This is a genomic window from Agrobacterium larrymoorei (genome assembly GCF_030819275.1).
GTDB lineage: Bacteria > Pseudomonadota > Alphaproteobacteria > Rhizobiales > Rhizobiaceae > Agrobacterium > Agrobacterium larrymoorei_B.
This window is the reverse complement of sequence record NZ_JAUTBL010000001.1, coordinates 1,081,648-1,098,550: the sequence shown is the minus strand read 5'-3', so window position 1 is coordinate 1,098,550 and position 16,903 is coordinate 1,081,648. Positions and strand designations below refer to the sequence as shown.

The window sequence follows — 16,903 nt, the reverse complement described above, 5'->3', positions numbered from 1 at the left end:
AAATCACCTCCTGTCGTGGTGTTTTACGAATCTGCTCTACAGGGGAAAGAAACGTAAGGAGAATGAGATGACGCAGGCACACGAAGCCCTAGAGTATATTGTCGTTGGCAGTGGTGAGGCCGCACGTGAGATCGCTATCCTTTCTCGCGCAGCGCAAAACTTGGATCATCGCCCTGCCCTCGTCTGGCTTGGCGGATATCGCTCCGACATGACGGGCACGAAGGCCGTCGAGCTCGACCGCTTTGCGCAACAGGAGGGGCTTTCCTGCATCCGCTTCGATTATTCTGGCCATGGCGCTTCCAAGGGCGAGTTCAGGAAAGGCACCATTTCAAGATGGCTGGAGGAATCTCTTGCTGTCCTCGACGACAAGGCACCCGAAAGCGCCATCCTCATCGGGTCATCCATGGGTGGATGGATTGCGCTCAGACTGATCGAGGAACTGCGCAAGCGTGGCAAGGGCCCGAAAGTTGCCGGTCTCGTTCTCATCGCCCCGGCGCCGGACTTCACCGCAGAACTGATCGAGCCCAATCTGACCGACGCCGAAAAAGCATCGCTCACGGAGCGCGGCTATTTCGAGGAGCCATCGGAATATAGCCTTGAGCCCAACATCTTCACCCGCGATCTGATGGAGGACGGCCGCGACAATCTGGTATTGAAGGGCGTGATCGATACCGGCTGCCCCGTTCACATTCTGCAGGGCATGCGCGATGAGGACGTCCCTTATCAACATGCGCTGCGGCTTATGGAACACCTGCCTGCCGACGACGTGGTCTTGAGCCTTATCCGTGATGGCGACCATCGGCTTTCGCGTCCCCAGGATATCGAGCGAATGCTCGCCGCGGTCAAGAGCCTTGTAGCCTAGGGCGCCGCGCGTCCTTTGGACGCGCAAAGGACGCCCTATCCCTTTGGATCCAAGCATCGTTCTTCTCGAAAATCGATTTCGATTTTCGCGACGGTGCCGTGAGCATTTCGGCAACGGTCTTAACCATAATATTCATCTTGCGTTCATAGAAACCCCGGTTCGGATTGACACTTACCCCTTATCTCTCTTAACACTTTATTAAGACTTCAAGGGACGGGTTTGATGATGAATGCATCGCAGGCACGGGCGCTGCTCATGGCAGTGGCGGCCGCACTATTTTCTGCTGCCTCCGTGCAGGCCGAGAACAAGGGCAGCCCGGCCATGGTGACGGGCGGCATTACATCGCAGCCGATCGGCCATTATGAATTTTGCCAGCGATACGCATCCGAGTGCGATATTCGCAGCAAGCTGACACCTGCTCCTCGCGTGACGGATTACGGCTGGACTGTCATCCGCGACATCAACACCGAAGTGAACACCACCATCGTCGCCATGACGGATCAGGAAGTCTATGGCAAGGACGAGTATTGGGAATATCCCAAGACCGCAGGCGATTGCGAAGACTTCGTGCTTTTGAAGCGCAAGAAGCTGATCGAGAAGGGTTTTGCCGTCTCGGATCTTCTTATCACTGTCGTGCGCAAGCCCGATGGCGAAGGCCATGCGGTGTTGACCGTGCGGACCAATGACGGCGACTTCATCCTCGACAATTTGTCGAACGAGGTGAAGCTGTGGACCGACACCAACTACACCTATCTGAAGCGTCAGGCGTCCTTCAACACAGGTCGCTGGGTCTCCATCGAAGATGGCCGCGATGTTCTGGTTGGCGCGTTGCGCTAAGCATATCGCATCCGGCGTGAGCCACTTCAGTGTCCAGTTATCAAAGCGCGGACCGCGGCGTGTTTTGTGAGGCGTCGCGCTTTGATTTCAGCCGTGGAACGACAGACCAACCCAATGTCGAGCCTGCTGCGGCCATGAGAATGGCGACGACGCCGATGATCTGCAATGGCTGCAGGTGATGGCCGAAGGCAATACGGTCGATGATGATCGCAGCTACCGGATAGATGAAGGACAGGGAACCGGTGAGGTTCGTCGGTAATTTCTGGATTGCTCCGTAGAGCAGAATATACATCAGCCCGGTGTGAACGACGCCGAGCGTCACCAGAATCATCCAGGCTTGCGCCTCGATGCGAGGACCGTCTGCCGAAAACGGCAGGAGCAGAAAAACGCCGGTTACCACCTGAATGAGCGCGATCAGTTGCGGTGGAACGCCTTTCAGTTTTTTGGCGATGATGGCGGCTACCGCATAGAAGAAGGCCGCGGCGAGAGCGAGCGCAATTCCCGCCAGATAGTTTTCACCGGAATATCCGGCACCGGGCTTCGCATAGATAATGGCCAGCGTGCCGAGAAATGAAATGGCGAGCCACAGGATCTTATTGAGCGTCAGCCGCTCCGACAAAAAAAGCGCGCCCATGGCGACCAGCATAAAGGGTTGGGTATTGTAGACCGCAGTTGCGATTGAAATCGAAGCGCGTGGATAGGCGGCGAATAAGAGCAGCCAGTTCGTGACGATCGCCATTCCGCCGAGAACTGCGAAACCGAACTGTTTGCGCGAAATGATACCAAGCCGGAAAAATCCCATCGCCGCACAAATCGGCAGCAGGATTGCCGCACCGAAAACGCAGCGCCAGAACACAACACTCGTCACGGGCTGACCGGACAAGACAACAAACATACCGATGGTGCCGGAAATCACCATCGCGCTTGCCATTTCGATTACGCCGCGCATCTTTTCAGTCATCGTTAGGCTCCCCTTCATCGTGAGGAAATCTTAACGGATCACGGCGCCGATTAACTTGATCATTCAAAGGCTTTAAGGTAGTTTTGCTTACGTAATGAAGGCTGACAACGACATCCACTTAACAGGAGGCGCCCATGCTCGATGATATCGATAAACGCATCCTACAGCTTCTGTCGAATGACGGCAGAATGTCTGTGAAGGAACTTGCACAGCAGGTGGGTCTGTCGGCGCCGAGCACGTCCGAGCGGATCAAGCGGCTGGAAGAGCGAGGTGTCATCCGCGGATTTACCGTGGAAATCGACCCGGCGAGTATCGGGTTCACTCTCCAGGCCATCATTCGTGTTCGTCCATTGCCCGGCAAGCTGCATGTCGTTCAACAGCTTATCGAGGCAATCCCCGAGATTTCAGAATGCGATAAGGTGACCGGAGACGATTGCTTCATCGCCCGTCTGCATGTCCGCTCGATCGAGGAGCTGGACACAATCCTCGACAAGATCGCCGACAAGGCGGAGACCAACACGTCCATCGTGAAGCTGCAGCCGATCAAACGCCGGCTGCTTCCTCTGTCCTGATACTCATCCGTGACCGATGATGATACCGGCCGCCAGAACCAGCGAGCCACCAAGAACCACCTGAAACACGGCGCGCAAGAACGGCGTTTCCATGAACCTGTTCTGGATGAAGGCAATCGCCCACAACTCGATGAACACCGCGACGGCTGCAATCGCGGTCGCCGTCCAGAAGTGCGGAATGAGGTAGGGAAGCGCGTGACCAAGACCGCCGACAGCGGTCATGATACCCGACGCCAGGCCGCGCTTCAGCGGCGATCCGCGTCCTGAAAGCTTGCCATCATCGTGAGCGGCTTCGGTAAAGCCCATGGAAATGCCCGCGCCGACAGAGGCGGACAGACCGATCAGAAAGGTCTGCCACGTATCCTGGGTGGCGAAGGCTGCGGCGAAGATAGGCGCAAGCGTGGAAACCGAGCCGTCCATCAGGCCTGCAAGACCCGGCTGCACATAGGTCAGCAGGAACTGCCGCTTGGAGGTCTCATCCTCTTCCGAGCGCGCATCTTCGGGAAGGTGCTTATCGCTGAGCATGCCGGCAATGTCTTCATGCCCCCGTTCCGCTTCGGCCAGATCCCCGAGGAGCTTCCGCGTTTCCGCATCGGTCACGTGGCGAATTGCCTCGTCATAGAAGCGAATGGCCTGCCGCTCCATCTCCTCTGCCTGTTCGCGTATATGCTCCAGCGATAGGGTATGGATCAGCCAGTCCGGCTTGCGCTCGTAAAAGCCACGCACATGCTCGCGCCGAATGAGTGGAATGACATCGCCAAAGCGGCGCTTGTGCATGTCGATCAGGACATTGCGATGGGCGTGCTCCACTTCTGCCATGTCATCGAAAATCTTAGCGGATTGCGGGTATTGCGCGCGCAAATGATCTGCATAGGACCGGTAGATCCGTGAATCGTCCTCTTCCGACGATATGGCCAGGGCAAGGATTTCCTGCTCGTTGAGCGTGGAAAAGGGACGTTTGGATGAGGAGAAGAGACTGCGGAACATAGGATCACCTTTTTAGAATGATTCTAATTAACTCACCGAAGCACGCTTCGCAAGATATTTAGAATGGTTCTAAGAAGGTTTCCTCTAGCAAGCCGAGGACGTTTCCGGACAACACGCCATGCTGCGATGTAAGGTCAAAGCCTACAGGCGCGCAAAACGGGCACAACCAACAACTTAAATATCGGTTGAGCTCGCCCACCGTCGACGCCTCCGTCCCTCCCGATTTTGCGCAGACTGTGAGACTGAAGGCTGGTTACGACAAGCCCGGGATGGACCACGACATACCTGATCCGGAACATTGCTGACGGTCCTGCATTTCTCATTTGCAATGCCGCATCCGGCTGTGTTGCTCCCCCAATCCAGCGAGTTTCGAGAGCACAATGCCATCTCCAGAAAAGAAAATCCGTTACGCCGTCGTTGCCGGAGGCCAGATCTCACAGCAGGCCTTCATGCCCGGCATCAAGCAAACCAACAACTCAGAACTGACCGCACTTGTGACCGGTGATCCGGTGAAAGCAGACAAGCTTGCAAAACTTTACGAGATAAAGGCTTGGTCATACGAGCAATATGATGAACTGCTGAAATCCGGTGAAATTGACGCCGTTTATATCGCCACCCCAAACTTCCGTCACGCCCCATTTGCCGTTGCCGCTCTCGAAGCTGGCATTCACGTGCTTCTGGAAAAGCCGATGGCGTCAAGTGTCGATGAGGCTGAACAGATCCTGGCAGCACAGAAGAAAAGCGGCGCCAAGCTGATGATCGCATACCGTCTTCATCATGAGCCCGGCAATGTCGAGCTTTTTACGCGCGCCCGTAATGGCGACTTTGGTGATCTCCGCAGCTTCTCCTCAACGTTTGCCCAGAATGTCGCAGAAGAAAACTCTCGTGGTCATAACGGCTATTGGGGTGGGCCGGTACCCGACATGGGTGCCTATCCGCTCAATGCTGTGCGCAATCTCTTTGGCAGCGAACCCATCGCGGTCCACGCGGTAGGAACCAAGACCAGGGATCGCGGCTTCAACTTTCACGACACGGTCGCAGTCACTTTGCTATTTCCAGAAGAGCGGACGGCTCAGTTTACCGTGAGTTACGCGACGGCATCGGCCGAAAACTTTACGCTGGTCGGAACGAAATCAACCATCGAAGCATCGCCCTGCTACATGTTCGGACCTTCTGTCGGGATCGCTTACCGCGAAATTACCGATGACAGGGAGAAGGAGCACGTCTTCGAGCCGGTCGACCAATTCGGCAACGAAACGCAGTATTTCTCCGACTGCATTCTAAACGACCGTGATCCTGAAGCCGATGGCGAAGAGGGTCTGATGGACATGCGCGTCCTCGCCGCGGTTGAGCGGTCGCTTGAGACCGGGGAGACCGTGACGTTACCCGCTGCTTCACGATCTCGCAGGGTCGAAGCCGACCAGGCGCTTCACTTGGATCCCGCCGACCAGCCATCAGAAGACGAGATGATCAGCATCATTCCCCAGTCGAAGTAAATCAGTTCCACGCGCCTCCATGCGTCACAAGCAGTCCGCGACACGGGAACAAGCCTCTCGTGTCGCGGTTACGAGATGATGTTCATTTTGGAGGAGAAGACAGTGGCTTTGAAAGCGATCGCGCTCAACGCAACCCTGAAGGCATCTGGCGGCGAGCCATCATCGACCGACCGCATGCTGGCACTCATCGCGTCAGCCCTGTCGAAAGATGGCGTAGAGACCGAAACCATCCGCCTTGCCGACTTCAATATAAAGCCGGGCGTCACCTCTGATGAGGGAGAAGGAGACGATTGGCCGGCGATCCGTCGAAAGATTCTCGACTCGGATATCCTCATACTCGGCACACCGATATGGCTTGGACAGCCCAGCAGCGTTTCGAAGCGGGCGCTGGAACGAATGGACGCATTTCTTGAAGAAACCGATGATGCTGGCAGAATGGTATCTTACGGGCGTGTGGCTGCCGTAGCCGTTGTCGGCAATGAAGACGGTGCCCATCACGTGTCCGCTGAACTCTATCAGGCCCTGAACGATGTCGGCTTTACGATCGCCCCGAACGCGGTGGCCTATTGGGTGGGCGAAGCGATGGGCAGCACAAACTTTTCCGATCTGGAGCGCATTCCCGAAACAGTGACGAAGGCCGTCGACATGCTGGCTCGCAACACCGCGCACTTGGCAAAGCTGACGAGAGGCAATCCCTATCCAGACCAAGCATGATAACGGGTTTCCACATCTTCGTTGATGAGATCGAACGGCAATTGCGATATCAGTCGAAACCATGAATTAGTCGGCTAATAAAATCGCGGTGGCAGGCCATTTAAAAGCTTGGTGGCGTGCAGGCACTGATGACTTCGCAGGGCACCGGGCCAACGCAGCGAAAAATATGGGGACGCCTGCTTTCGAAATAGTACGCGTCACCCGGCCCGAGAATGCGGCGCTCATCATCGACAGTCACCTCCAGACGCCCGGAGAGTACGATGCCGCCCTCTTCCCCATCATGCACCAGTGGCACTCGACCGGTGCTGGCACCGGGTTGATAGCACTCTTTGAGAATCTGCAAACTCCTGCCGAACAGATTGTCTCCGATTTGCCGGTAGGAAATCGGCCCTTTGCCAATCTCGACCAGTTCCTCCGCTGCATAAAAAGCCTTGCGCGGTTTCTCGGGCTCGAAGGCGAAGAATTCCGCAAGGCCGATCGGAATGCCGTCCAGAATCCGTTTCAATGCACCAACAGACGGATTGGCCGAATTGGACTCGATCAGCGAAATCGTCGAGTTTGTCACACCTGCTCTGCGGGCCAACTCGCGTTGCGACAACTTGTGCATCGACCGAAGATGACGCAATCTGTTGCCAATATCGACGCTCATTGAAATCTCCGCGTTTCACATGTTCGGTATAGCACAAACATACACCCTTCTACTCAGTCAAAACAATAGGTTAGGACTGAAGAGAAAAGGACTTGTTTAGAGCGATAAAGTCGCGGATGGATGCATCATCCAAGTCAAGGGGACCCTCATGGACCATCAAAGCAAACCCAACATGCCAAACCTCGCCAATTTCTGGATGCCATTCACGGCAAACCGCCAGTTCAAGGCATCACCTCGTCTGCTGGCCAGCGCCGAGGGCATGTACTACACCGATATCGACGGCAACCGGATCCTCGACGGCACGGCAGGCTTGTGGTGCGTGAATGCGGGCCATGGCCGCAAGCGGATCTCGACGGCTGTCGAGCGTCAGCTCTCCACCATGGATTTCGCGCCGACATTCCAGATGGGCCATCCCATCGCTTTTGAATTTGCCGAGAAGCTTGCTGCGCACGCACCGGGCGGTGCCGCGGCCGAGCTTGATCGCGTCTTCTTCACCGGCTCGGGTTCTGAATCTGTCGACACCGCGCTCAAGATCGCCATCGCCTATCAGCGCGCCATCGGTCAGGGTACACGCACCCGCATCATCGGTCGCGAAAAGGGTTATCACGGCGTTGGCTTCGGCGGCATCTCGGTTGGCGGCCTCGTCAACAACCGCCGTGTCTTCCCGCAAATCCCCGCCGACCATATGCGCCACACACTCGATGTTGAGCGCAACGCCTTTAGCAAAGGCCTCCCACAACATGGGCTGGAGTTAGCAGAAGATCTGGAACGCCTTGTTGCCCTTCACGGCGCGGAAACGATTGCTGCGGTGATCGTTGAACCCATGTCCGGCTCAGCCGGTGTGGTACTGCCGCCAAAAGGATATCTGGAAAGGCTGCGCGCCATCGCCGACAAGCACGGCATCCTGGTGATCTTCGACGAGGTTATCACCGGATTCGGTCGCCTCGGTCAGCCATTCGCGACCGATTATTTCGGCGTTGTTCCGGATCTGGTTACGACCGCCAAGGGTATCACCAACGGATCGATCCCGATGGGTGCCGTATTCGCGAAGAGGTACATTTACGACGCGCTGATGCACGGCCCGGAGAACCAGATCGAACTTTTCCACGGTTATACCTATTCCGGCCACCCAGTCGCCTGCGCTGCCGGCATCGCCACGCTGGAGATTTATGAGGAAGAAAGTCTTCTGACACGTGCGGCATCTCTTGCACAGAAATGGGAAGATGATCTGCATGGATTGAAGGGTGCACCCCATGTTGTGGACATCCGCAATCTCGGCCTCGTCGGCGCCATCGAGCTCGCCCCGCGCGACGGTGCACCGGGAGCACGGGCTTACGACGTCTTTGTCGATTGCTTTAAGACAGGGCTTCTCGTCCGCGTTACGGGAGACATCATTGCGCTGTCGCCGCCGTTGATCATTGAAGAAGATCAGATCGATACGATCGTCTCCATGATCGGCGACGCTTTGCAGCGGGCGGCGTGATAGCCAAAACGAGGAAAAACGTCCGGGGTGAAGACCCTCCCCGGACGCACATTTGATGGAATTGAGTTAAAATTTAAGAACTTTTATCTCATTGTAATATAATGAGAAAAATCCTCATATCAAAGCAAAGTCAGACTTTGCTTTCTGCACTTCGTATGCACATTTTTGATTGATTTTGATCACTTGGCGATGACTCGTCTCGAATAAGATGCTGGATCTTTTCGGCAACCTTGCGAGTCTGCACGCGGATATCAGGTACAGCAGTAATTTCCCAAAACTGCCCCGCTGTCAAGGCACCTACCGCAAAGAGGTGCGGGTGAGCATGCCCATCAACCGTCAGGACTTGTGACTGCGCGTCGACCTTGATGCCCAACCCGAGCGGATCCGTATCGATCATCTTGTCCGTGACCATCTGCTGCAGAAGCGGTGAATGGGCGATGCCGGCCCGCTCCATTCCGGTGCAGTTCACCAGCCAGTCAAAAGGTAGAACGACCTCGTCCGTTCCGCCGCGCTTACGGTAGGTCAGCAAAGGCCCCTGCTTCTCTCTCGCGATACTCAGAACAAAACCAGCGTGGACTTCGACCACGCCCTCATTCAGTAGACCCTCGAAAACGTCATGGACCTGCGGCGCGACACGGTGCCGATGAATGTTCCACCAGGCCAAAGCATGTCGCAGGAACCGCGCGCGCTTCGGTTGGTTGAGCGACTGCCAGAGTTTTTGAGTATGGGGACGTAGACCATCCATAACGGCGCGCCACTCTGCTCCCGCCTTCACACGACGCCTGAGAGCAGCAAGGAGTTGACTGATTTCGCTTCGATCCAGGTCAAGTGTCGGGTCTACAGGTGTAACGGGCGATGTACTGTGACCATGAGGGACAAGACCGCGTCGGGAAACAACATGGATCTTGCCGTGATGCCCCATATTCCGTAGCGACAAGACTTGATCGATCATCGTCAGGCCGGAGCCTAGGATACAGATGGTGTCATCGGGCTGAACCTTGGAGAGCCAGTTGAGACGCCAAGGGTTTCTAACGACGCGGCGCAAAAGAGCAATGTCTGCTTCCCGAGTTAGCCGCGGTAAACTCGCCGTCCCAACGCCGAGACACAGGATGGCCCTTGCAGACTTCAGCGAGGTTCCGTCGTTGAGACGGAAGGCGACGCAACCATTTTCAGAGGCAGCACAGGACATCGCTTTGGCCTTGACGAAATCAACCCGAATTCGCTGCCTTTGATCTCTGAGAAGTGCTGCCAGCGTATCGCGCAAATAAAGTCCGTAATCATTGCGGCTCGCGAAACCGGAGCCATCCACATCTCGCTCTCGGCTTTTCAGCCAGTTGAGAAAGTCATCGGGACGATCGGCAAAGGCGCTCATACGCGCCGCTGGAACGTTTAATCGATGAAGATGCAATTCCGTCCTATATGCGGTTCCTCTTCCGAAACCGGCATCGTCACCGACGATAGCAATCGACGTACCCGCCGGAAGCAATTGTAAAAGGTTGGTCACCAGACTGATCGCTGAAAATCCGGATCCCACCACCGCGACGTCATAGATCATATTGGCCTCCTTGGTATTGCCTCAACAACAAAGCTCACGCCGCCCCAAAAAGCAAATGAAAGCATCGACACAAAGCAGGCGCGCAGCAGCAGGGAAGTCAGAACAGACGCGTTAGCCGCGGCTAACACAGAGTACATGCGAGAGCGGGATCTTCGTGACGTATTTGTCGCGCGCCCGGAAACTCTCTTTCTGATTCAAAATGCACTTGTATGACGCTGAAAAGATTCATGTTTGGGCCGAGAAATGCCTATTGCGTCGAAAAGAGAATCGGCGCTTATATCCCAGTTGCGGAAAAATCCGATTTCGACGGAAAAAACCGCAATTGATCTAACGAGCGGAAAAGAGAGAAATGACACCTGGTGCCGACCCAAACAATGCTGAAAGAGCGCCCGATCTCACGAGCCTCATCTTACAGCATTCGGCAGCTTTGTCTGCACAGCTTCAGGCGCACAATGCTCACACATTTGCGCCGTTGTCCGAAAAGATCATGCGCACCTTCTCTCCGTCCGAGACGGCAAAGCTGATCGGTATCGGCGAGGCCTATCTGCGCCAGATCGCTGCCGAGATGCCGGACCTCAGCGCGTCCCAAAGTGGCGGCCGCCGCAGCTACTCGGTCGATGACATCCATGCCATCCGCAAGCATCTCGATCAGGGCGCCCGCGGCACTCGGCGCTATCTGCCACATCGCCGTGACGGTGAAGCGCTTCAGGTCGTCGCTGTCATGAATTTCAAAGGCGGTTCGGGCAAAACGACAACCTCTGCGCATCTCGCTCAATATCTGGCGTTGCGCGGCTATCGCGTTCTCGCCATCGACCTTGATCCGCAGGCCAGTCTGTCCGCCCTCTTCGGTCACCAGCCTGAATTGGATGTTGGTCCAAACGAAACACTATATGGTGCCATCCGCTACGACGATGAACAGCGTCCGGTGGCAGAAATTGTCAGGGGCACCTACATCCCTGACCTCCACATCATTCCTGGCAATCTGGAGCTTATGGAGTTCGAGCATGACACTCCTCGTGCTTTGATGCGCCGCGCGCCTGGCGACACGTTGTTCTTCGCCCGCATCGGTCAGGCAATCGCTCAGGTGCAGAACTTCTACGACGTCGTTGTCATCGATTGCCCTCCACAGCTCGGCTATCTGACACTCTCGGCGCTGACTGCCGCGACCTCCGTTCTCGTCACGGTTCACCCTCAAATGCTGGACGTCATGTCCATGAACCAGTTCTTGGCGATGACCGGCGATCTTCTCTCTGAAATCGGCCGCGCCGGTGCGCGCTCCGATTATCATTGGATGCGATATCTCGTGACCCGCTTCGAACCAAGCGACGGACCGCAAAACCAGATGGTGGCGTTCCTCCGTTCCATCTTCGGTGAGAACGTTCTGAACCATCCAATGCTGAAGAGCACGGCGATCTCCGACGCCGGTTTGACCAATCAGACCTTGTTTGAAGTCGAACGGACCCTCTTCACCCGGTCAACCTATGATCGTGCCTTGGAAGCCATGACTAACGTAAATGCCGAAATTGAAGGCCTGATAAAAAAAGCGTGGGGTAGAACCGCATGAGCAGAAAGCAAATCTTCGCCAATCTCGGCGGCAATAGTGCCGATAACAACGAAGCCGCTGCGGAGCGTCCGCGTCCACGTATTCGTCCTATTCTCGGCTCGCCGGATTTGGTGACCGACACGGTCAATTCGCCCGTTGGAATGATCGGTCAGTCTCTCAACGAGGTTTCTGAACGCAGCAAACGTGCCGAAGAAATCGAGAAGAAGCTGGCTGAAGGCTTGGCGATCGTCGCTCTTGATCCGGCCGATATCGATCCGTCCTTTATTCCTGACCGCATGCCAGCGTCGCGCGAAGCGGATGTAGGGTTGGTCGAAGCCATTCGTGAACAAGGCCAGCAGGTCCCGATCCTGGTTCGTCCACATCCCGACAGACCCGGTCGCTATCAGGTCGCTTTCGGACATCGTCGTCTACGTGCTGTTGCGGAGATCGGTATTCCTGTCCGCGCTGTCGTCCGTGATCTGACAGATGAGCAGCTTGTCGTCGCCCAAGGCCAGGAAAACAACGAACGCCGCGATCTCAGCTATATTGAGAAAGCGCGCTTCGCACAGAAGCTACAGCTCAGATTTTCGCGCGATACCATCATGGCCGCGATGTCTCTCTATAAGAGCGATCTTTCGAACATGCTTTCGGTCGTCGGGCGTATTCCCGATGACATCGTTGATAAGATTGGTCCTGCCCCTGGCGTCGGCCGTCGAAACTGGATGGATCTCGCTGACCAGTTGACGTCATCCAAGGTGAATGATGTTGCACGGTCTTTTCTTGACGATGATCGCATCGAAAGACTTGCGTCGGAAGAGCGTTTCAAGGCTCTGCTGGAATATCTTAAGCCTAAGGTCGAGCCCAAGCGCAGCGGCGTTCTGGCGTTGAAGAGCGGTCAGAAGCTCGCGAAGATCGTCGAGACGGAGCGCAAGGTTGATATCTCCATCGATCGCAAGGAAGCACCTGAGTTTGCTTCTTTCGTTCTGGAGCATCTGCAAACTTTATTCGAGGAGTATCGCTCGAAACAGTAGGACCCGTCTGTCGCTCAAGGTCAGTTGAGGCTTTGAGCTACGAGGAATTCGAAACACGACATTGAAGCGCGAGACGGATCTCCCAAGATTTCGACGCGCTTTAACGAAACCCATAACTGAAACAGAAACAGAAACAGGAGCATCTGGCCCAAAAGAAAAAAGCCCCCGAACGTTGCCGCGCGGAAGCCTTTCTTTGATTTAAGCACCCGAAGAATCTCATTTCCGCGAATCATAGTCAAGAGTCTTGGCATCGAAATCTTTTCGGTGAGCGATTTTCTTTTGCCTCGTTGAAGGTGAAAGACATGAATAGCGATACTGTAACGACGCCCTTTGGGCGGCGAGGGGTTAGTTATGCCCAACTCGCACACCAATTTGCGTCTCAAAACATCAGTGCGGAACAGTCCATCGACAAATGGAAACTCTTCCGCCGCATCTGCGAAGCAAGAAACGTTCTCGGCGTTTCTGATCGGTCTCTTGCCGTTCTCAATGCCCTTCTGAGCTTCTATCCGAAAACGGAACTCTCCGACGAACATGGTTTGGTGGTCTTCCCATCCAACGAACAGTTGTCGCTGCGGGCCCATGGAATGTCGGAGCAGACACTACGCCGGCATCTCGCAGCGCTTGTCGATGCAGGGCTTATTCTGCGCAAGGACAGTCCAAACGGCAAACGATATGCCAGGAAAAACCGCGCCGGCAGTATCAGCGATGCTTTCGGATTTTCGCTGTCCCCCCTCATCGCACGTTCTGACGAGATCGAAGCAATTGCGGAAATGCTCGCCGAGGAACGTCTTCAACTCCAGCGTCTGCGTGAAAAAATCAGCCTATGCCGACGTGACATTGTCAAACTCATCGAGTTTCTCGCCGATTGCACCGATCATGAGCGACTGGATGTCTTTCGCGCACGTCAAATCGTGATCACTGCAAAGCTGGATCGCAAAACGAAGGCACCACAGCTAAGCCTCATTCTGGTAGAATTGAGCGAAGTTCGTGACGATATTGCTAAGCTTTTGGAAAAACAGCTAGAAATCGAAAAAACAAGCGCCAATGCCTATCAAAATGAGCGGCTTATACAGAGTTCAGAATCCGAATCCTATTTTGAAGATGCCGACCTTGTGGAAAACGCAGACAGCCCTCAAGCCGATATCTCCACGACGTCTCGACCAGCAATCCGCACAAATCCCTCCAGCCTAGCAGAGGCAACCGTCAACGAAGAGAAATATGATCTTCAGACAGTGCTACGAGCATGCCCTGAAATCTCGCTTTACGGTCCTGGTGGCGTTGTCAGAAGCTGGACAGACCTCCAAAGTGCAGCAAATGTGGTAAAATCCATGCTTTCAATCAGTCAGTCTGCTTATGACGAGGCGGAGAGACAGGTAGGTCCTCAGGCCACATGCGCAATCATAGCGTGTATCTTGGAAAGATCTGAACAGATCAATTCCGCAGGTGGCTATTTGAGAAGCCTCATCAAGAAGAAGCACAGCGACAGCTTCACTGTAAAACCCATGCTGATGGCCCTTCTTCGATCTAAGATGGCGAACAATGCGCGCCCCTCTCAACTTCTCTGCTGAACACCTGGACCCTGTGAGACATCCATATGCCCGGATCATGAGAAAGGATGAAGATTAACAAGACCGCCATAACGACTTCGTCACCGTCGCAATCTGCTTCAGGCTTCCCATATCAGAAGCAAGGAGAGCAAATGACAGGGAGCAGTCCATTGAACGACCAGAGCGTATCACTGAGGCCAATGGGGCCTGTGACGGAAGCGTCAACGGCGAGAGCACTATTGGCGCTTATCCGCAATCCACTCGACGCCCTGCCGCCGGCAGTCTTTACCGAACCGCTGGTTTTTTCGAAGACAGCCGGAAGGGTCAGTATCTACATCTCTGATCCTGCGCTGATCCAAGAGGCACTGGTCAAGAATGCGGATGTACTGGGGAAGGGCGATCAGGTTCGCCGCGCGCTGGGGCCAGCACTTGGGTCTGGGTTGTTGACGGCCGACGGAGCACACTGGAAATGGCAACGTCAGTCGGTTGCCAGCGCATTTCGCCCGTCTTCCTTGACAGAGCTTCAGCCGGCCATGCTTGCTGCTGCGCGACAAACGAGCGACCGATTGTTGAAGCAGCAAGGTGAAACAGTTGATGTCGGCCATGAGATGATGAAGACGACCTTCGATATCATTGTCGAAACGATGATGTCGGGTGGTCATGGCATTGATGTGAATCTTGTTGAACGTAGCATCACGGATTATCTTCGACCAAGCGGCTGGACATTCGCGCTTGGGGTCGTGGGCGCGCCGGACTGGACGCCCTATCCAGGAAGGCGGCGGGCCGACGAAGGCGGTGGAGTTTCTGCGCTCCAGCCTGACGAGCGTTCTGGAGGAGTGTCGGCGTAGCCCATCGGATCGTCACGATCTCGTCTCCATGCTGATTGCGGCAACCGACCCGGAAACGGAGCGTAAGATGACTGACGAGGAGATCATCGACAATCTGATGACCTTCATCACCGCTGGCCATGAGACGACAGCCCTTGGTCTCGCCTGGACTTTCGATCTTCTGGCGCGGCACCCCGAATACGAGGCGCGTGTAGCGGCGGAAATTGACGAGGTCACTCAGGGCGGCGAGGTAAGACCGGAGCATATCGCGGAGCTGCACTATACGAGGCAGGTGTTTTCCGAAGCTATGCGGCTTTACCCACCAGCCCCGATCATCACTCGGACAGCACTCAAAGACTTCAAGCTTGGAGATTATCTCGTGCCGGAGGGCACCGTGATGTTCGTTCCGATCTATGCCGTGCATCACCACGCTGCAATCTGGAGCGCGCCGGAAACGTTCGATCCTGACAGATTTCGACCAGACGCAACCAAGGCCCGGCACCGTTATGCCTACATGCCTTTCGGTGCAGGCCCCCGAATATGCATCGGAAACGCTTTTGCTGTGATGGAGGCCGTTGCCGTTCTGGCCGTCATTTTACAGAAGCTTCGCTTGAGAACGGCTGGCAACACACCCGAACCGCTGATGAAGGTAACGCTGAGGCCAAGAACCAGTCTGAAGATGACGGTTGTAGCGGCGTAAAGTTGGGCAGGGCCATATGCAGGTCAGAGAGAAGAATGGCCAGCGCATCATCGCTGGCCGTCGTTGTTTTACATCTCGACCTTGGCGTTTTCGCCCATATCGGGGCGAGTGTTACTCACGGCCGCGGCCGCCATCTTGATATAGCTAATGACGGTGCCGGGGCTGTCCCAGTATTCTGCGGATGATGGGGTGACCTTCAGGACACGAATGGATGGATCTTCCGCACTGTCCCACCACGCTTTTGCTGGCGTCGAAAACAGGTCGCGGATCCGCTCGCGGTCGTTCTGAACCTCCGCGGTGCCGGAGATCGAGACATATTTTTGGCCCTTCGAATCCGCGAAAGCCAGGCAGACATTTGGATGTCGTGCGATCTCCTCATCCTTATGACTTGCGACATCGGTCAGGAAATAGAAGGAATTTTCCAACTGCTCGGCGTGAGCAGCCATTGGCCGTGCGCGAAGATCTGAGCCTGTTTGCGTCGTCAGCATGCAAAAGCGGATCTTTTCAGCCAGATCCCAGACCTTTGCGTTGTCGTCTTCGATATGTGCCATCTGGCCCTCCTGTAATCGATGCTCCTTGAACGACCTTCGCCGTGACATCGTTCCTCCTGAGGGAACTTCCAAAGCATACGGCCAGTTTGTCCGCAGGATATAATCGGCAGAAAGCGACAGCACATGCAAAGCAAAGAACTGGGCAGAAGCGATCCGTGGAGCGAGCGAAACTTCGTTCTGGTCCTGGACGATGGAGAGGAAGCCTTTGCCGCCATCACCAAGTTCTGTGAAGAGGAGAACATCACCGGAGCCTCATTGACCGCAATCGGTGCCTTCAAACAGGCTAAGCTCGGTTTTTTCGACTTCGCACAGAAAAGCTACATCGACATTCCGGTCGATACCCAGTCTGAAGTTCTAAGCGCCATTGGCGATGTCGCAGTCGATGACGCCGGAAAAGCCAGTCTGCACCTGCATGCTGTTCTCGGTTTTGCCGATCGCTCGACGAAGGGAGGGCATTTCATCAGCGGTATTGTACACCCCACATTGGAGATCATGATCCGAGAAAGTGCTGTTGCTTTGCGTCGACGCAAGAAGCCGGAACTCGGTATTGCGCTGATCGATATCTGAAGGAGAGACAATGGGCTCATG

15 protein-coding genes and 1 pseudogene are annotated in these 16,903 nt (G+C 55.3%); 11 read left to right on the top strand and 5 right to left on the bottom strand.

Going from position 1 to position 16,903, the window contains the following annotated elements:
* Positions 1 to 67: 67 nt before the first annotated feature.
* Together QE408_RS05030 and QE408_RS05025 are read left to right on the top strand one after the other, a co-directional pair.
* Positions 68 to 862 carry an alpha/beta hydrolase gene (locus tag QE408_RS05030; protein WP_306929038.1) on the top strand — a complete coding sequence of 265 codons (795 nt, stop codon included), beginning with the start codon at positions 68 to 70 and terminating at the stop codon, positions 860 to 862.
* A gap of 222 nt (positions 863 to 1,084) precedes the next feature.
* Positions 1,085 to 1,699, top strand: coding sequence for a transglutaminase-like cysteine peptidase (locus QE408_RS05025; RefSeq protein ID WP_306929035.1), 615 nt, complete (start codon positions 1,085 to 1,087; stop codon positions 1,697 to 1,699).
* A gap of 40 nt (positions 1,700 to 1,739) precedes the next feature.
* Here the strand turns inward: QE408_RS05025 and QE408_RS05020 are convergent, their stop codons facing one another.
* Positions 1,740 to 2,660 carry a DMT family transporter gene (locus QE408_RS05020; RefSeq protein ID WP_306929033.1) on the bottom strand — a complete coding sequence of 307 codons (921 nt, stop codon included), beginning with the start codon at positions 2,658 to 2,660 and terminating at the stop codon, positions 1,740 to 1,742.
* Positions 2,661 to 2,794: 134 nt separating this feature from the next.
* Between QE408_RS05020 and QE408_RS05015 the strand changes: the two genes are divergently transcribed.
* A complete protein-coding gene (locus tag QE408_RS05015) occupies positions 2,795 to 3,232 on the top strand; it encodes an Lrp/AsnC family transcriptional regulator (RefSeq protein WP_306929031.1) in 438 nt (145 codons plus the stop codon).
* A gap of 3 nt (positions 3,233 to 3,235) precedes the next feature.
* Here the strand turns inward: QE408_RS05015 and mbfA are convergent, their stop codons facing one another.
* Positions 3,236 to 4,219, bottom strand: a complete 984-nt coding sequence (gene mbfA / locus QE408_RS05010; RefSeq protein WP_306929029.1) for an iron exporter MbfA — start codon at positions 4,217 to 4,219, stop codon at positions 3,236 to 3,238.
* Between the two features lie 380 nt (positions 4,220 to 4,599).
* Between mbfA and QE408_RS05005 the strand changes: the two genes are divergently transcribed.
* Positions 4,600 to 5,715, top strand: a complete 1,116-nt coding sequence (locus tag QE408_RS05005) for a Gfo/Idh/MocA family protein (RefSeq protein WP_306929027.1) — start codon at positions 4,600 to 4,602, stop codon at positions 5,713 to 5,715.
* Positions 5,716 to 5,817: 102 nt separating this feature from the next.
* A complete protein-coding gene (locus QE408_RS05000) occupies positions 5,818 to 6,429 on the top strand; it encodes a flavodoxin family protein (protein WP_306929025.1) in 612 nt (203 codons plus the stop codon).
* Positions 6,430 to 6,529: 100 nt separating this feature from the next.
* On the opposite strand, the gene QE408_RS04995 is transcribed toward QE408_RS05000, so the two are convergent.
* A complete protein-coding gene (locus QE408_RS04995) occupies positions 6,530 to 7,078 on the bottom strand; it encodes a cupin domain-containing protein (RefSeq protein WP_306929024.1) in 549 nt (182 codons plus the stop codon).
* A gap of 148 nt (positions 7,079 to 7,226) precedes the next feature.
* Between QE408_RS04995 and QE408_RS04990 the strand changes: the two genes are divergently transcribed.
* On the top strand, positions 7,227 to 8,561 hold the full coding sequence (locus QE408_RS04990; RefSeq protein WP_306929022.1) for an aspartate aminotransferase family protein: 1,335 nt from the start codon (positions 7,227 to 7,229) through the stop codon (positions 8,559 to 8,561).
* 130 nt (positions 8,562 to 8,691) lie between these two features.
* Here the strand turns inward: QE408_RS04990 and QE408_RS04985 are convergent, their stop codons facing one another.
* Positions 8,692 to 10,116: an FAD/NAD(P)-binding protein gene (locus QE408_RS04985; RefSeq protein ID WP_306929021.1), complete on the bottom strand. Its 1,425-nt coding sequence runs from the start codon at positions 10,114 to 10,116 to the stop codon at positions 8,692 to 8,694.
* A gap of 349 nt (positions 10,117 to 10,465) precedes the next feature.
* On the opposite strand from QE408_RS04985, the gene repA reads away from it, so the two are divergent.
* The 4 genes and pseudogenes from repA to QE408_RS04965 all read left to right on the top strand — a co-directional run bounded on the left by repA (position 10,466) and on the right by QE408_RS04965 (position 15,764).
* Positions 10,466 to 11,680 (top strand): plasmid partitioning protein RepA, encoded by a 1,215-nt coding sequence (gene repA / locus QE408_RS04980; protein WP_306929019.1) that lies wholly within the window; start codon positions 10,466 to 10,468, stop codon positions 11,678 to 11,680.
* Positions 11,677 to 12,690: a plasmid partitioning protein RepB gene (gene repB, locus QE408_RS04975; RefSeq protein ID WP_306929017.1), complete on the top strand. Its 1,014-nt coding sequence runs from the start codon at positions 11,677 to 11,679 to the stop codon at positions 12,688 to 12,690. Before repA ends, repB begins: the two co-directional genes overlap by 4 nt.
* Before the next feature lie 302 nt (positions 12,691 to 12,992).
* Positions 12,993 to 14,258 carry a plasmid replication protein RepC gene (gene repC / locus QE408_RS04970; RefSeq protein WP_306929015.1) on the top strand — a complete coding sequence of 422 codons (1,266 nt, stop codon included), beginning with the start codon at positions 12,993 to 12,995 and terminating at the stop codon, positions 14,256 to 14,258.
* A 131-nt stretch (positions 14,259 to 14,389) separates the two neighbouring features.
* Positions 14,390 to 15,764: pseudogene (locus tag QE408_RS04965) on the top strand (cytochrome P450).
* 68 nt (positions 15,765 to 15,832) lie between these two features.
* Here QE408_RS04965 and QE408_RS04960 read toward each other — a convergent pair.
* Positions 15,833 to 16,315 (bottom strand): pyridoxamine 5'-phosphate oxidase family protein, encoded by a 483-nt coding sequence (locus QE408_RS04960; RefSeq protein WP_306929014.1) that lies wholly within the window; start codon positions 16,313 to 16,315, stop codon positions 15,833 to 15,835.
* 123 nt (positions 16,316 to 16,438) lie between these two features.
* Between QE408_RS04960 and QE408_RS04955 the strand changes: the two genes are divergently transcribed.
* Positions 16,439 to 16,882 (top strand): PPC domain-containing DNA-binding protein, encoded by a 444-nt coding sequence (locus QE408_RS04955; protein ID WP_306929012.1) that lies wholly within the window; start codon positions 16,439 to 16,441, stop codon positions 16,880 to 16,882.
* Positions 16,883 to 16,903 lie beyond the last annotated feature (21 nt).

Excerpts from the sequence above, each read along its gene's own strand:
- QE408_RS04990 (WP_306929022.1), top strand. The coding sequence starts at position 7,227 with ATGGACCATCAAAGCAAACCCAACATGCCAAACCTCGCCAATTTCTGG.
- QE408_RS05030 (WP_306929038.1), top strand. The coding sequence starts at position 68 with ATGACGCAGGCACACGAAGCCCTAGAGTATATTGTCGTTGGCAGTGGT.
- QE408_RS05015 (WP_306929031.1), top strand. The coding sequence starts at position 2,795 with ATGCTCGATGATATCGATAAACGCATCCTACAGCTTCTGTCGAATGAC.
- QE408_RS04955 (WP_306929012.1), top strand. The coding sequence starts at position 16,439 with ATGCAAAGCAAAGAACTGGGCAGAAGCGATCCGTGGAGCGAGCGAAAC.
- QE408_RS05005 (WP_306929027.1), top strand. The coding sequence starts at position 4,600 with ATGCCATCTCCAGAAAAGAAAATCCGTTACGCCGTCGTTGCCGGAGGC.
- QE408_RS04985 (WP_306929021.1), bottom strand. The coding sequence starts at position 10,116 with ATGATCTATGACGTCGCGGTGGTGGGATCCGGATTTTCAGCGATCAGT.
- repA (WP_306929019.1), top strand. The coding sequence starts at position 10,466 with ATGACACCTGGTGCCGACCCAAACAATGCTGAAAGAGCGCCCGATCTC.
- QE408_RS04995 (WP_306929024.1), bottom strand. The coding sequence starts at position 7,078 with ATGAGCGTCGATATTGGCAACAGATTGCGTCATCTTCGGTCGATGCAC.
- QE408_RS05025 (WP_306929035.1), top strand. The coding sequence starts at position 1,085 with ATGATGAATGCATCGCAGGCACGGGCGCTGCTCATGGCAGTGGCGGCC.
- mbfA (WP_306929029.1), bottom strand. The coding sequence starts at position 4,219 with ATGTTCCGCAGTCTCTTCTCCTCATCCAAACGTCCCTTTTCCACGCTC.
- repB (WP_306929017.1), top strand. The coding sequence starts at position 11,677 with ATGAGCAGAAAGCAAATCTTCGCCAATCTCGGCGGCAATAGTGCCGAT.
- repC (WP_306929015.1), top strand. The coding sequence starts at position 12,993 with ATGAATAGCGATACTGTAACGACGCCCTTTGGGCGGCGAGGGGTTAGT.
- QE408_RS05020 (WP_306929033.1), bottom strand. The coding sequence starts at position 2,660 with ATGACTGAAAAGATGCGCGGCGTAATCGAAATGGCAAGCGCGATGGTG.
- QE408_RS04960 (WP_306929014.1), bottom strand. The coding sequence starts at position 16,315 with ATGGCACATATCGAAGACGACAACGCAAAGGTCTGGGATCTGGCTGAA.